Source organism: Bacillus cereus group sp. N12 (assembly GCF_016483575.1).
Taxonomy (GTDB): Bacteria; Bacillota; Bacilli; order Bacillales; family Bacillaceae_G; genus Bacillus_A; species Bacillus_A toyonensis.
The window spans coordinates 119,783-134,612 of record NZ_JAEHBO010000006.1; the positions used below are offsets into that span (position 1 = coordinate 119,783).

Sequence of the window (14,830 nt, forward strand, 5' to 3'; positions counted from 1 at the left end):
GGACTTGCAAAGCTTATATTTCGTGAGAAGTGTAAGGAAGCTGAGTGGTACCACGATTCCCTCGTCTCAGCAATGGGTTGCTACAAGTATGTACGTAATCGATTGTTGAGATGAGTATATTTTTAAGATTTGTATACTGAATATTCTGTTAAAATACTCATCTCAGCAATCGATGTAGAAATAGATTGCAAAAATAGAGAGAAAAAAAGAGGAGCGATGTGAGATGGGTAACCAGTACATTTATATGAATGGGGAATTTGTAGAAAAAGAAAAGGCAGTTGTTTCAGTATATGATCACGGTTTTTTATATGGAGACGGTGTATTTGAAGGGATTCGTAGTTACGGAGGAAATGTATTTTGTCTAAAAGAACATGTGAAACGATTATATGAATCGGCGAAATCTATTTTACTGACGATTCCAATGCCGGTAGAAGAAATGGAAGAAGCCGTTTTACAGACACTTCAAAAAAATGAATACGCTGATGCCTACATTAGATTAATTGTTTCAAGAGGAAAAGGGGATTTAGGGCTTGACCCGAGGAGTTGCGTGAAACCGAGCGTAATTATTATTGCAGAACAATTAAAGTTATTCCCTCAGGAATTTTATGATAATGGACTAAGCGTTGTATCTGTAGCATCAAGACGTAATACGCCAGATGCATTAGATCCACGTATTAAGTCAATGAACTATTTAAATAATGTACTTGTAAAAATTGAAGCAGCGCAAGCAGGCGTACTCGAGGCGCTTATGCTTAACCAACAAGGATATGTTTGTGAAGGGTCTGGAGATAATGTTTTCATTGTGAAAGATGGAAAAGTGCTAACACCTCCTTCGTATTTAGGGGCGCTAGAAGGTATTACGAGAAATAGTGTTATCGAGTTATGTGAGCGTCTTAATATCTCGTGTGAGGAAAGGCCATTTACTCGCCATGACGTATATGTAGCAGATGAAGTGTTTTTAACAGGAACGGCAGCAGAGTTAATTCCAGTTGTAAAAGTTGATTCTAGAGAAATTGGAGATGGGAAACCAGGAAGTGTAACGAAACGATTAACTGAAGAGTTTAAAAAATTGACGAGAGAAAGAGGAGTACGTGTTCCAGGACTGGCGGAAAGTTTAGCGTAGAAAGGGAGAGGAGTTAATCGAAATGGAGGAACAGTATACAACATGTGAGAAATTACAGTGCGAAGAAGTGACAGGTGCCGGACACGTTATTCAATGCTTGAAAAAATTAGGTGTAACGACTGTTTTCGGTTATCCGGGCGGAGCGATTTTGCCAGTATACGATGCGTTATATGGAAGTGGATTGAAGCACGTTTTAACTCGTCATGAGCAAGCTGCCATTCATGCGGCTGAAGGGTATGCGAGAGCTTCTGGAAAGGTCGGGGTAGTCTTTGCTACCTCTGGACCAGGAGCGACGAATTTAGTTACGGGCTTAGCAGATGCTTATATGGATTCGATTCCTTTAGTTGTTATTACAGGGCAAGTTGCAACGCCTTTAATTGGTAAAGATGGATTTCAAGAAGCTGATATTGTCGGAATTACTGTATCTGTTACGAAGCATAATTACCAAGTTCGTGAAGTAAATCACTTATCACGTATCGTGCAAGAAGCTTTTTACATCGCTAATAGTGGGCGACCGGGACCGGTATTAATTGATATTCCAAAAGATATTCAAAATGCAAATGTGACAAGTTTCTTTAATGAAGAAGTTAACATTATAGGATATAAACCGGAAGTTGTACCAGACAGTATGAAACTGAGAAAGGTGGCTAAAGCAATTTCAAAAGCAAAGCGTCCCCTTCTATATATTGGAGGAGGCGTCATTCATTCAGGTGGATCTGAAGAACTCATCAAGTTTGCAAGAGAGAATCGTATTCCAGTCGTTTCAACTTTAATGGGACTAGGTGCATATCCGCCGGGAGATCCATTGTTTTTAGGAATGCTCGGTATGCATGGTACGTACGCTGCAAATATGGCAGTAACAGAATGTGACTTACTACTTGCTTTAGGTGTTCGCTTTGATGATCGCGTAACAGGAAAATTAGAACTTTTTTCTCCACATTCGACAAAGGTACACATTGATATTGATCCTTCGGAGTTCCATAAAAATATAGCTGTAGAGCATCCGATTGTAGGGGATGTGAAAAAAGCGTTACACATGCTGTTACATATGCCTATGTATACACAAGCAGATGAATGGCTTCAAAAAGTGAGGAAATGGAAAGAAGAATATCCTCTTTCCTATAAACAAAAAGAATCCAATTTAAAACCACAGCATGTGATTGATTTAATAAGTGAATTAACGGATGGTGAAGCAATTGTCACGACAGAAGTAGGACAGCATCAAATGTGGGCTGCTCACTTCTATAAAGCGAGAAAACCTCGTACTTTTCTTACCTCAGGTGGATTAGGAACAATGGGATTTGGTTTCCCAGCAGCTATTGGTGCCCAGCTTGCTAAAGAAGAAGAACTTGTCATCTGTATTGCGGGCGATGCTTCTTTTCAAATGAATATTCAGGAACTGCAAACAATTGCAGAAAATAACATACCTGTAAAAGTATTTATAATAAACAACAAATTTTTAGGGATGGTAAGGCAATGGCAAGAAATGTTTTATGAGAATCGTTTATCAGAATCAAAAATTGGATCACCTGATTTTGTAAAAGTAGCAGAAGCATATGGAGTGAGGGGGCTAAGAGCAACAAATGCAACAGAGGCGAAAAAAGTGATGTTAGAAGCTTTTGCGCACGAAGGTCCTGTCGTAGTTGATTTTTGTGTAGAAGAAGGTGAAAACGTATTTCCGATGGTTCCGCCAAACAAAGGGAATAATGAAATGATGATGAAGAGGTGGGAAGAATGAGTCATACTTTTTCACTAGTTATCCATAACGACCCAAACGTCTTATTACGCATAAGTGGAATTTTTGCTCGGCGTGGTTATTATATTTCTTCATTAAATTTAAATGAAAATGAAATGGAGTTAACAACAGTTTGTACAGAACAAGAAGCAACATTACTCATCAGTCAGCTGAAAAAATTAATCAATGTACTACAAGTAAACAAATTATAAGGAGTGTATGGAATATGAAAACGTATTATGAGCAAGATGCAAAAGTAGAGTTATTACAAGGGAAGACAGTTGCGGTAGTCGGATATGGATCTCAAGGTCATGCCCAAGCACAAAATTTACGTGATTCTGGTGTGGAAGTTGTAGTTGGCGTTCGTCCTGGTAAGTCATATGAAGTAGCGAAAGCTGATGGGTTTGAAGTAATGTCCGTTTCAGAAGCGGTTCGAACCGCACAAGTTGTACAAATGTTATTGCCGGATGAACAACAAGCACATGTTTATAAAACAGAAGTAGAAGAGAATCTTCGTGAAGGGCAAATGTTACTTTTCTCACATGGATTTAATATTCACTTCGGACAAATTAATCCGCCAAGTTACGTAGACGTAGCGATGGTCGCACCAAAAAGCCCAGGTCATCTCGTTCGCCGTGTATTCCAAGAAGGAAATGGTGTTCCGGCATTAGTTGCAGTGCATCAAGATGCAACCGGCACGGCATTACATGTAGCTCTTGCATATGCAAAAGGTGTAGGTTGTACACGTGCAGGTGTAATTGAAACGACATTCCTGGAAGAAACAGAGACAGACTTATTCGGTGAGCAAGCTGTGCTTTGCGGCGGAGTAACTGCACTTGTAAAAGCTGGTTTTGAAACGTTAACGGAAGGCGGATATCGTCCTGAAATTGCATACTTTGAATGTTTGCATGAATTAAAGTTAATTGTTGATTTAATGTACGAAGGTGGATTAACGAACATGCGCCATTCTATTTCAGATACGGCAGAGTTTGGAGATTATGTAACAGGATCAAGAATTGTTACAGATGAAACGAAGAAAGAGATGAAACGAGTACTTACAGAAATTCAGCAAGGTGAATTCGCGAAAAAATGGATTTTAGAAAACCAAGCAGGTCGTCCAACATACAACGCGATGAAAAAAGCAGAACAAAATCATCAGTTAGAAAAAGTAGGAACAGAGCTTCGTGAAATGATGAGCTGGATTAAGGAACCAGAAAAGAAAACGTTAGTAAAGAAATAGATTAAGAGAATATAAGTGAAAAATACGTAAGAGGGGATTTGACAAGATGAGAAGCGACATGATTAAAAAAGGTTTTGATAAAGCGCCACATCGTAGTTTATTAAAAGCAACTGGTTTGAAAGATGAGGATTTTGATAAGCCGTTTATTGCGATTTGTAATTCTTTTATTGAAATTATTCCAGGGCATAAGCACTTGAACGAGTTTGGGAAACTTGTAAAAGAAGCCGTTCGTGCAGCAGGTATGGTACCATTCGAATTCAATACAATTGGAGTAGACGATGGTATTGCGATGGGACATATCGGTATGCGTTATTCGCTTCCGAGTCGTGAAATTATTGCAGATTCAGTAGAAACGGTTGTAAATGCACATTGGTTTGACGGCATGATTTGTATCCCAAACTGTGACAAAATTACACCAGGTATGATGATGGCAGCTCTTCGTATTAACATTCCGACTGTGTTTGTTTCAGGTGGACCGATGGCAGCTGGGAAAACATCTAAGGGGGAAGTTGTTGACCTTAGTTCTGTTTTTGAAGGGGTAGGAGCTTATCAATCTGGGAAAATTTCAGAAGAAGAATTAAAAGATATTGAAGATCATGGCTGTCCATCTTGTGGCTCTTGTTCCGGCATGTTTACAGCGAACTCTATGAACTGTTTATGTGAAGTATTAGGTTTAGCCCTTCCTGGAAACGGTAGTATTTTAGCAATTGATCCAAGACGTGAAGAGTTAATTAAACAAGCAGCAGAGAAACTGAAAATTTTAATTGAAAGAGATATTAAACCGCGTGATATTGTAACAGAAGAAGCAATTGACGATGCTTTTGCACTTGATATGGCGATGGGTGGATCAACGAATACAGTATTACACACGCTAGCACTCGCACAAGAGGCAGGGCTAGATTATGATATGAGCCGTATTGATGCTGTTTCAAGACGTGTACCGCATTTATGTAAAGTAAGTCCAGCTTCTAACTGGCATATGGAAGATATTGATCGAGCGGGCGGAATTAGTGCAATCTTGAAAGAGATGAGCAGAAAAGAAGGGGTACTTCATTTAGACCGTATTACGGCTACTGGGCAAACATTAAGAGAAAACATTGCTCATGCAGAGATTAAAGATAAGGAAGTGATTCATTCTCTTGAAAACCCTCATAGTGAAGAGGGGGGCTTACGTATTTTAAAAGGAAATCTAGCGAAAGATGGAGCGGTTATTAAAAGCGGGGCAACCGAAGTAAAACGATTTGAAGGACCTTGCGTTATTTTTAATTCACAAGATGAGGCACTGGCTGGCATTATGCTTGGGAAAGTGAAAAAAGGAGATGTAGTTGTCATTCGTTATGAAGGGCCAAGAGGCGGACCGGGTATGCCTGAAATGTTAGCACCAACATCAGCAATCGCTGGAATGGGATTAGGTGCTGAGGTTGCATTATTAACGGACGGACGTTTCTCTGGAGCTTCACGTGGCATTTCGGTAGGGCATATTTCACCAGAAGCAGCTGCGGGTGGAACAATCGCACTACTTGAACAAGGGGATATTGTATGTATTGATGTTGAGGAACGCTTGCTAGAAGTAAGAGTGAGTGATGAGGAATTAGAAAAACGTAAAAAAGAATGGAAACGACCAGAACCGAAAGTGAAAACGGGCTGGCTTGGACGATATTCTCAGATGGTAACATCGGCGAATACAGGTGCAGTTCTAAAGGTGCCGAATTTTGATTGAGTCAAAATAAAAGAGATAAGGATGATAGAAAATGGTGCAAAATGTGAAGGAGAGAGTGAAGATTGAAGATATCCTTATGGCTCATAACTGTATGAAGGATATCGTCATGAAAACGCCCTTGCAACGTGATAAGGTTTTATCTGAAAAATACGAATGTGAGGTGTATATTAAACGAGAAGATTTGCAAGTAATTCGGTCTTTCAAAATTCGCGGTGCATACAATTTAATTCAAAGTTTGTCGAAAGAACAATTACAAAATGGTGTTGTTTGTGCAAGTGCTGGCAATCACGCACAAGGAGTTGCGTATACGTGTAATTTATTAAATATTCCATCGAAAATCTTTATGCCAACAACGACACCAAAACAGAAAGTATCACAAGTTCAATTTTTTGGTGGTAGCTTTGCAGAAATCATGTTAGTTGGCGATACATTTGATGGTGCTTTTCAAGAAGCACAGCGCTATTGTGAGGAAAATAGGATGACATTTGTGCATCCGTTTGATGATCCGTATGTAATTGCAGGGCAAGGAACAGTAGCTGTTGAAATTATGCACGATATGGATAAGGCAGTTGATTATCTCTTTACAGCAATTGGCGGCGGTGGGTTAGCATCAGGTGTAGGTACATATGTGAAAGGTGTTAGTCCAGCTACAAAGGTAATTGGTGTAGAACCGATGGGGGCTGCATCTATGAAAGAGGCTTTCCTTCAAAACGAAAATGTATCATTAGAGAAAATAGATAGTTTTGTTGATGGAGCAGCTGTCAAAAAAGCAGGGAAGTTAACATTTGAAACTTGTAAAGATGTCATTGATGACATAGTTTTAGTACCAGAGGGAAAGGTTTGTACGACGATTTTAGAACTGTATAAGAAAAATGCGATTGTAGCTGAACCGGCTGGTGCACTCTCTATTGCAGCCCTTGATCTATACAGGGATGAAATAAAAGGTAAAACAGTTGTATGTACGCTAAGTGGTGGAAATAATGATATTGATAGAATGCAAGAAATGAAAGAACGTTCTCTCATTTACGAAGGGTTAAAGCATTATTTCATCATTGAATTTCCACAGCGTTCAGGTGCGCTAAGAGAATTTCTTGATAAAGGATTAGGACCAGAAGATGACATTACGCGCTTTGAGTATATTAAGAAACATAATAAAGAAAATGGTCCAGCATTAGTTGGCGTAGAATTAAAACATAAAGAAGATTATGAGCAATTAATTACTCGCTTTAAAGAAAATAATATTCAATTTATGGAACTTAATAAAAACCCTGTTTTGTTTGATTTGCTTATTTAATAGAAGGAAAGAGTTAGAATGTAAATAAAAAAGATAGATACAAGCGAGGGAATATAGTGCTTGTTCTATCTTTTTTATAGTTAAACTAGGTACTCATTAAATTCAAGAAGAATAAAGCTAGCTAACCAAAAAAATATCGCAATGCGAATAATTACATACATTGTAAATTCAAAGGGAGTAAGATTTCTCTCTCGCTTTATTTTTTTAAATAGTCTCACAGAATAAAAGGAACATAAAAGTAGGATTGCTATAGACATTTTATAAACGTTCTCTAACAAACTTACATTTTCTAATAAGTCTTTCCGCATGTTTATCACCTATTCTGTAAAGTATATTACAGAGAAATAGATCTTGAGCTGTCTAGTTTCGTTTGTTTTTTATTTTCCCTGTATCATCAATTTCTACATCAGTTGAAATTGTTTGTAAATATTGTAGAGCTTTTTTCTTTTCTTCTTCATTTACTGGGGAAACTTGGTTATTACGAATGATGTAAGGGTTAAATGACATTTGGACATCCTTTCCTTTAAAAGTTAAAGTTAAGACGCCAGTTTCTGCACTTTTTCCATTCACATAACTCGGGAATAAAAAGTTACCTAATGAGTAAGCGATAGGAACTTTATTATAATACTCAAACCCTTGTAACCAATGTGGATGGCTTCCGACAATTGCGTTAGCTCCTGCTTCAACCATTTTAGGTACATATTGCTTTTGGTATTCTACCGGACGATTTGATTTTTCAACGCCCCAATGCATATAGACGATTAAATAGTCTGCATCTTTCTTTTGTTCTTTAATTGTTTTTGTTACAAGATTTAAATCATAGCCATTCGTAACGCCAGGTTTATTCTCACCAGCTACCCAATTAGAATCAGGCATAAATCGAACGAAGGAAAGAAATTTGAACTTTTTCCCTTTTACGGTCATTTCTCGTGCTGTATATGCATCTTTCGCATTTTTTCCGGCTCCAATGTAAGGGAACTTTAATTTTTCTACGTGAGAAATCGTATCTAATAATCCATCTTGCCCATAATCAAGTGTGTGGTTATTCCCAATATTTACGATGTCATATCCAGTGTTTTTAATAGCTTGTAGTGTAGATGGATCACTTTTAATCCAAAACAGTTGCCCAGGTGCTTTCTTTTCTTTCGTTGTAAATGCCGACTCTAAATTCACAAAAGAAATATCAGCTTTTTTTATTTCTTCTTTTACATGTTGGAATGGGTAATCAGCCCCGTTTTTTTCGATTATAGGACGCAATTGCCAATCAAACATTGTATCACCAGAGAAGGTGAGTGTGATTTCTTGGTCTTCTATTTTCTTTTCGCTTTTTGAAGCGGTTTTACTAGATTTGTTTTGTAAATCGGGTTTGTCTTTTGCTTTTGAAATAAAAGAGTAATTGATTAATAAAACAATCGGTGTAATGAAAAAGGCTATTAACAAAAATCGTTTTAGTAAAGTTTTCATATATACCTTCCCTTTTAATATTATCCCGCAATTAAATTAACACTGAATCTATTAAAGGTAATTAAAGTTACAAAAAATAGCGGGTTATGTAGTGGAAAACATTTGTTAATATTCTCAATATTAAGTTAACATATAGATAACTTGTAAATCAATGTGTAAACCAAAATATAGAAATAAAGAATTCGAAGGGTGAAGAATGAGAAATGGTTATATTAGGAGCAGTTGTAAATGGGATTTGTATTATATTTGGTACTTTACTTGGTAAATTATTTAGTAGGATTCCAGAAAGTATGAAAGGGACGATAATGCACGCAATCGGTTTAGCGGTTACTGTGCTTGGGCTTCAAATGGCATTAAAAAGTGAAAACTTTCTTGTTGTCATACTGAGTTTAGTGATTGGTACGGTAATTGGAGAATGGTTACAATTAGAAGAAAAGTTAAAACATTTAGGGGATTGGCTAGAAAATAAAGTTGGATCGAAAGGGAAAGGTAGCATATCAGAAGGTTTTGTAACAGCTACTTTAATTTTTGCAATTGGCGCGATGGGGATACTTGGTGCATTGGACAGTGGAATTCGCGGAAATCATAATATTTTATTCACAAAGGCGATTATCGATGGATTCATTTCGATTATATTAACGACAACTCTAGGAATCGGCGTAGTATTTTCAGCGATTCCAGTTATTTTATATGAAGGTGCTATTGCCATTTTTGCAACACAGATTAATAGTTTTGTCCCGAAAGAATTAATGAATCAATTTATAGTGGAAATGACAGCTACGGGCGGCATTATGATATTCGCCATTGGATTAAACTTACTTGAATTTATTAAAATTAAAGTAGCGAATTTACTTCCAGGTATATTGGTAGTTGGAATAATTGTTTCAATTATTTATGGTTACGGTTTGTTAGTAAAGTAGTTGAGGATGGAGATACATATGGGGGAATTCCAATTTACAAAACGTGTTCATAAAATACTGGAGATTGCGGCAAAAGAGACTAAATATAATATAATTCAACCAGTTCATCTTTTTATCGGCATGTGTAGAGAAGGTACAGGAGTGTGCGCAGAGTTATATATGTATTTGTTTCGTAAAGATGGCACGGATTTTTTAGAAGAACTTTCTTTACAAGAACAATATGAAATAGAGTACATAAAAATAGAACAATATAAATTAGCCAATAAAACGCTAGAAATTTTGCAAATAGCGAAGAAACGTATGGAACGTTTTCAGCAAGTATTAATAAATGAAGGACATGTAATATATGCATTATTTCGTTTAGGTATAGTGAGTGAAAAAGTTATAAACAAAGAAATACAAAAAGATGTGTTACGTATTATAGCTGAACCAAGAGATTTGGCGGTGGATTTAAAATGCTTTGATCCCATTTATAATAAATTATCTTGTAATGTTAGAAGAGCTAGCTCTGCTGATTTTGAAACATTAGTACGTTTTGTGACGGGGGAATTTGGTGAACGCTGGTTACAGTCGATAGATTATGGGTTTCAAACATATAAAGAAAAGGTACCTATTTATATTGCACAGCAGGGTGAAGTGATAGTAGGTTTCGCTTGTTATGATGTAGTCAGGGGAAAGAAAGGACTATTTGGTCCGATGGGGACAGCGAAACGAAATCGTGTGAAAGGTGTAGGGAAAGAATTGTTGCATCATTGTTTATATAATATGAAGCAAGACGGATATGAATATGCAATTATTGGACAAGCAGGTCCGATTGAGTTTTATGAGAGAAGTTGCAATGCTCGTTTAATACCGCTAGAAGATAATTGACCAACTCCATATAGGGGAGTTGGTTTTATTATGAAAAAAATGTGGAATTTACATGGTTTTTGCTAGGAAATAGCGGCTTTTGTAATGAATATTACGTCTAAATCAAATTACTAAACTTTTTACAAGAAAAGGTGTAGAATGGGTATCGAATGAAAGAAGGTGTGAAAATGGCCAGCTGGAAACGAAATTTAATGATTTGTTGGCTAGGTTGTTTTACCACTGCAGCCGGTATGAGTTTAGTAATTCCTTTCTTATCTTTTTATATTGAGGAATTAGGAGTGACTGGCACTTCGAGTATTGCACAGTGGTCGGGACTTGCATTTGGTGTAACATTTTTAATGGGTGCGATCGTATCACCAATATGGGGAAAGCTTGGTGATATACATGGACGGAAATTGATGCTTATACGTGCTAGCCTTGGTATGGCGGTTATTATGACGCTTATGGGGTTTGTAACGGATGTGTATCAACTAGTCGCACTTAGATTTTTGATGGGAGCAGTATCTGGTTTCCTTTCAACCGCAATGACATTTATTGCAGCAGAAACTCCGAAAGAGCATTCAGGTTGGGCAATTTCCACAATTTCAACCGGGGGCGTGAGCGGCTCATTACTCGGACCATTACTAGGCGGTTATTTGTCTGAGTTAATTGGAATGCGTCATGTCTTTCTTGTTACAGGAGCTTTCTTATTCCTTTCCTTCCTCATCGTCTTTTTCTTCCTACATGAAGAAAATCACTCTGCTCAAGCAAAAAAGGTACAGCAAAAAAAAGTATGGACGATGGTCCCAGCAAAGCATGTAATTATTAGTTTATTTGTAACAACATTTATTATTCAACTTGCCAATATGTCAATTCAACCTATTATTACATTGTACGTAAAGAATTTGGAAGGACCAGGAACAGCTCATATCGAAATGATTGCAGGGGCAGTTATGTCTGCGACAGGATTAGCAGTTATTTTGGCAGCGCCTAAATTAGGAAGATTATCAGATCATATCGGTCCTCAAAAAACATTAGTAGTAGCATTGTTTGCTGCAGGGATTATCTTTATCCCGCAAGCATTTGTAACCTCAGCTTGGCAACTATTAATTCTTCGATTTTTATTAGGTATCGCACAAGCAGGATTATTACCTTCCGTACAAACTCTACTAAAACAACATACGCCAACCCATGTAACAGGACGAATATTTGGATATAATCAGTCGTTTCAGTTTTTAGGAAATATGATTGGTCCAGTGCTTGGGGGGCAAATTGCAGCTCATGCAGGCTTCCAATATGTTTTTTTCTCTACATCATCACTATTATTTATTGCATGCATTTGGGTTTATTTTCATAATAAGAACGAAGAGGTATCAGAGAAACAACATTTGGAAGTTAGTTAACTAAGTGAATGAAATAGAAAAAAGGATGAAGCAATGAATGCTTCATCCTTTTTCTTTAAAATTGAAGGCAAAGATAACTTAATGTACCAAGCTCGTAACTACGGTGAATGACTTTTCCGCCACTTTCACCACTGCCCATAGCGATAAATAAAGGAACAAAATGTTCTGCTCTTGGTACTGCTAATTGTGCATGAGGCGCATTTTTCTCCCAATTAAACAATGCATCTTTATCGTTATTCTGCATATGTTTCATAATCCAGTCATCAAATTCAATTGCCCATTTTTCAGGTGTAGTTTGATTCCATTTCAGGGCTCGTAAATTATGAACGGTAACGCCACTACCGATTACTAAAATATCTTCTTGTCCAAGTCCTTTAAGTGCTTCTCCAATCTCAAATTGTTCTTTTGCAGGAAGGAATGGATTGACTGATATTTGTACGACAGGAATATTTGCTTCTGGATACATGCGATGCAAGAGTGTCCATGAACCATGATCTAAACCTCTCGTCATATTATGATGAACTGGAATGCCTTTGTTTTTAAATTTTGTTTCTAACATAGATGCAATGCTAGAAGAGCCTTTCGCACGATACTTAATTTCGTATAACTCAGGAGGAAAACCTCCAAAATCATAAATTGTTTCATACTCTTCATCTGATGAGGAGATTGTTAATACTTCACTTTCCCAGTGAGCGGTAAAAATAACAATTGCTTTCGGTTTATATGTTTCTCCAAGTGTTTTTAAAAAACGTGTATAATCTGTATCTTGAATAGCAAGCATTGGTGAACCATGTGCTAAAAATAGTGATGGCATCATAATAGAAACCTCCTAAAAATATAATAATTACTTTATGTAAGTAACTATATAATTTTATTGGTTGTTCGTCAATATAATAGTTTGATAGCTAATCGGAAAAGTACAGTATTTGTCATAATGAAAGCAATTGCATATAATACATAATAAGAATAATGAACGGATATTCATTATTTTGAGATACATAATAGAGTTGGGGGCTGACGAAATGAACGTACAGGAAAGTTTCGTTACGGCATTGGATGGATCGGAAATTTATTTGCGTAAGTGGTTACCAGAAGGAGATCCGAGAGGAATTATTCAAATTGCACATGGCATGACAGAGCATGCAGGGGTGTATACAGAATTTGTAGATGCTTTATTGGAAGCAGGGTATGGTGTTTATGCGCATGATCATAAAGGACATGGGAAAACAGTAAAAAAAGAAGAAGATTATGGTCATTTTGAACCAAATATAGGGTGGAATCAAGTTGTATCGGATGTTATCTTTGTTTCAGAAAGGATAAAAGAAGAGCAGTCAAGTCCTTTGTTTTTACTAGGACATAGTATGGGTTCTTTTTTATCAAGACGTGCTGTACAACTTAGGGGTGAACTATATGATGGATTTCTGATTTCAGGAACAGGTGGAAATCCAGGGCTTTTAGGGGCTATTGGTCATAAAGTAGCAACAATCGAAATGAAATTGCGTGGGGCAAAAACGAAAAGTCCAGTGCTAAACTTTTTATCTTTCGGAAACTTCAATTCGAACTTTAAGCCAAATCGTACGAAATTTGATTGGTTATCTTCAGATATAAATCAAGTTGATAAATATATCGCGGATCCGTTATGTGGATTCATTTGTACGACGAGTTTTTATAGGGAACTATTTTCTGGTGTATTAGAAGTAAATAAACTAGAAGAATACAAGAAGACGCCAAAACATCTTCCAATACATATATTCTCTGGGGATCGTGATCCTGTTGGAGATATGGGAAAAGGTGTAAAAGAAGTTTATGAAAACTATAAAAAATGTGGTGTGAAAGATGTTACACTACGTTTATATGAAAATGGAAGACATGAAATGTTCCATGAAGTGAATAGAGATGAAGTGTTTAAAGATTTAATTTCTTGGTTAGATGCGCATAATAAATGAGAATGAAAGCTAAGCCCAAACTGTTTGTAGTTCGGGCTTATATTTATAGATAGTACGGATAGTCGCTAATGGAGTTTGCGTAGCGGCTTTATATATTTGAAGATCGATTGAATGCCTATATAAGTTTTATATATAAATTTAGTGAGGAGATGAGTGTATGAAATTTGGAATTATTGGGCCATCAGAAGATGAAATTATGCCTTTTATTGAAGATATGTCTAATAAAAAAATAACGAATCTTGCGATGTTAACGTTTCATAGTGGGACATATGAAAATGTAGAAGTTGTTGCATTATATTGTGGTGTATGTAAAGTTAATGCAGCTATTGCAGCTCAAATATTAATAGATAAGTTTAATGTGACGCATATTATTGTAACAGGTGTTGCAGGAGCAATCGATAAAGTATTAAAAATTGGAGATACAGTCATTTCAACAGAAATAGCGTATCACGACGTGGATGAAGGAATATTAACTGAATATCATCCATGGATGGAAAGTGTATATTTTAAAACGGATAGTAAACTTCTTGAATTAAGCCGAGCAGTAATCGAGAACAATCAATTTACCCAAAATGTTTATTTCGGAAAGATAGTTACTGGAGAGGCTTTTATAAGTGAGAGTGGCCGTACAGAAATAATTTCTACATACAACCCACTTTGTGTAGATATGGAAACAGCAAGTATAGCTCACGTTTGTTATGCCAATACGATTCCATTTATAGCAGTTAGATCTATAACAGATACAGAAGAAGCGTCTGGTATTGAAGTATTTGAAGATAATTGTGTTTCAGCTTCACATCATTCCATTCATTTTGTTAAAAAGTTACTAGAATCGTTGTAAAAGACATAGCTCTACTTTGAGAAAAAGCGAGTACTGAACTATAAGAAGCACGTGTAATACTGCTCTGTAGTTGAGTGTTCGCTTTTATTTTATGAACTAAATGCGTGGAGATGTAAGTATTGCAGCGAGGGATAGTAAAGATATTTATAGAATAATTGTAAAGTATCGTATTTTACTATGGAATGTGAAAATAGAACTACAAGTAATAAAAGAGAGGATAAATAAACTATGCAAATACGAGAAGCTGCATTAGCAGAAGCAAATGAATTAAGTGAACTCGCACTACATTCAAAAG

General features: G+C 36.6%; 14 protein-coding genes and 1 other annotated feature (1 of these 15 only partly in view). Of the genes, 11 read left to right on the forward strand and 3 right to left on the reverse strand.

Translation table 11 applies throughout. From position 1 onward, the window contains the following. Nucleotides 1–72: a binding site (T-box leader), on the forward strand; it begins 168 nt to the left of the window's first position. 151 nt (nucleotides 73–223) lie between these two features. The 6 genes from ilvE to ilvA are packed head-to-tail and all read left to right on the forward strand — an operon-like array spanning nucleotide 224 to nucleotide 7,112. Next, entirely contained in the window at nucleotides 224–1,123 is a 900-nt protein-coding gene (gene ilvE / locus JDS92_RS05500; protein WP_000528146.1) for a branched-chain-amino-acid transaminase, read from the forward strand. Nucleotides 1,124–1,145: 22 nt separating this feature from the next. Further along, a complete protein-coding gene (gene ilvB / locus JDS92_RS05505) occupies nucleotides 1,146–2,861 on the forward strand; it encodes an acetolactate synthase large subunit (protein WP_199631625.1) in 1,716 nt (571 codons plus the stop codon). Further along, nucleotides 2,858–3,070 carry an ACT domain-containing protein gene (locus JDS92_RS05510; protein WP_000019908.1) on the forward strand — a complete coding sequence of 71 codons (213 nt, stop codon included), beginning with the start codon at nucleotides 2,858–2,860 and terminating at the stop codon, nucleotides 3,068–3,070. Before ilvB ends, JDS92_RS05510 begins: the two co-directional genes overlap by 4 nt. Before the next feature lie 14 nt (nucleotides 3,071–3,084). After that, nucleotides 3,085–4,098 carry a ketol-acid reductoisomerase gene (gene ilvC / locus JDS92_RS05515; protein WP_199631626.1) on the forward strand — a complete coding sequence of 338 codons (1,014 nt, stop codon included), beginning with the start codon at nucleotides 3,085–3,087 and terminating at the stop codon, nucleotides 4,096–4,098. Nucleotides 4,099–4,144: 46 nt separating this feature from the next. Continuing rightward, the gene (gene ilvD, locus JDS92_RS05520; RefSeq protein WP_001255829.1) at nucleotides 4,145–5,818 is read left to right on the forward strand and encodes a dihydroxy-acid dehydratase; all 1,674 of its coding nucleotides are present in this window, start codon (nucleotides 4,145–4,147) and stop codon (nucleotides 5,816–5,818) included. 31 nt (nucleotides 5,819–5,849) lie between these two features. Then, nucleotides 5,850–7,112, forward strand: coding sequence for a threonine ammonia-lyase IlvA (gene ilvA / locus JDS92_RS05525; protein ID WP_199631627.1), 1,263 nt, complete (start codon nucleotides 5,850–5,852; stop codon nucleotides 7,110–7,112). Nucleotides 7,113–7,192: 80 nt separating this feature from the next. Here the strand turns inward: ilvA and JDS92_RS05530 are convergent, their stop codons facing one another. Together JDS92_RS05530 and JDS92_RS05535 are read right to left on the reverse strand one after the other, a co-directional pair. After that, the gene (locus JDS92_RS05530; protein ID WP_199631628.1) at nucleotides 7,193–7,420 is read right to left on the reverse strand and encodes a hypothetical protein; all 228 of its coding nucleotides are present in this window, start codon (nucleotides 7,418–7,420) and stop codon (nucleotides 7,193–7,195) included. Between the two features lie 52 nt (nucleotides 7,421–7,472). Next, on the reverse strand, nucleotides 7,473–8,576 hold the full coding sequence (locus JDS92_RS05535; RefSeq protein WP_199631629.1) for a CapA family protein: 1,104 nt from the start codon (nucleotides 8,574–8,576) through the stop codon (nucleotides 7,473–7,475). 203 nt (nucleotides 8,577–8,779) lie between these two features. Between JDS92_RS05535 and JDS92_RS05540 the strand changes: the two genes are divergently transcribed. The 3 genes from JDS92_RS05540 to JDS92_RS05550 all read left to right on the forward strand — a co-directional run bounded on the left by JDS92_RS05540 (nucleotide 8,780) and on the right by JDS92_RS05550 (nucleotide 11,748). Then, nucleotides 8,780–9,496 carry a DUF554 domain-containing protein gene (locus tag JDS92_RS05540; RefSeq protein ID WP_087969984.1) on the forward strand — a complete coding sequence of 239 codons (717 nt, stop codon included), beginning with the start codon at nucleotides 8,780–8,782 and terminating at the stop codon, nucleotides 9,494–9,496. Nucleotides 9,497–9,514: 18 nt separating this feature from the next. After that, on the forward strand, nucleotides 9,515–10,366 hold the full coding sequence (locus JDS92_RS05545) for a GNAT family N-acetyltransferase (protein ID WP_140158520.1): 852 nt from the start codon (nucleotides 9,515–9,517) through the stop codon (nucleotides 10,364–10,366). Between the two features lie 167 nt (nucleotides 10,367–10,533). Next, nucleotides 10,534–11,748 carry a multidrug efflux MFS transporter gene (locus tag JDS92_RS05550; RefSeq protein WP_000179322.1) on the forward strand — a complete coding sequence of 405 codons (1,215 nt, stop codon included), beginning with the start codon at nucleotides 10,534–10,536 and terminating at the stop codon, nucleotides 11,746–11,748. A 55-nt stretch (nucleotides 11,749–11,803) separates the two neighbouring features. Here JDS92_RS05550 and JDS92_RS05555 read toward each other — a convergent pair whose 3' ends face one another. Next, complete coding sequence (locus JDS92_RS05555; protein ID WP_199631630.1) at nucleotides 11,804–12,565, reverse strand: DODA-type extradiol aromatic ring-opening family dioxygenase; 762 nt, start codon at nucleotides 12,563–12,565, stop codon at nucleotides 11,804–11,806. A 205-nt stretch (nucleotides 12,566–12,770) separates the two neighbouring features. Between JDS92_RS05555 and JDS92_RS05560 the strand changes: the two genes are divergently transcribed. Next, nucleotides 12,771–13,694 carry an alpha/beta hydrolase gene (locus tag JDS92_RS05560; RefSeq protein WP_001102585.1) on the forward strand — a complete coding sequence of 308 codons (924 nt, stop codon included), beginning with the start codon at nucleotides 12,771–12,773 and terminating at the stop codon, nucleotides 13,692–13,694. A gap of 157 nt (nucleotides 13,695–13,851) precedes the next feature. Further along, entirely contained in the window at nucleotides 13,852–14,535 is a 684-nt protein-coding gene (locus tag JDS92_RS05565; protein WP_000668238.1) for a 5'-methylthioadenosine/adenosylhomocysteine nucleosidase, read from the forward strand. Nucleotides 14,536–14,830: the final 295 nt, after the last annotated feature.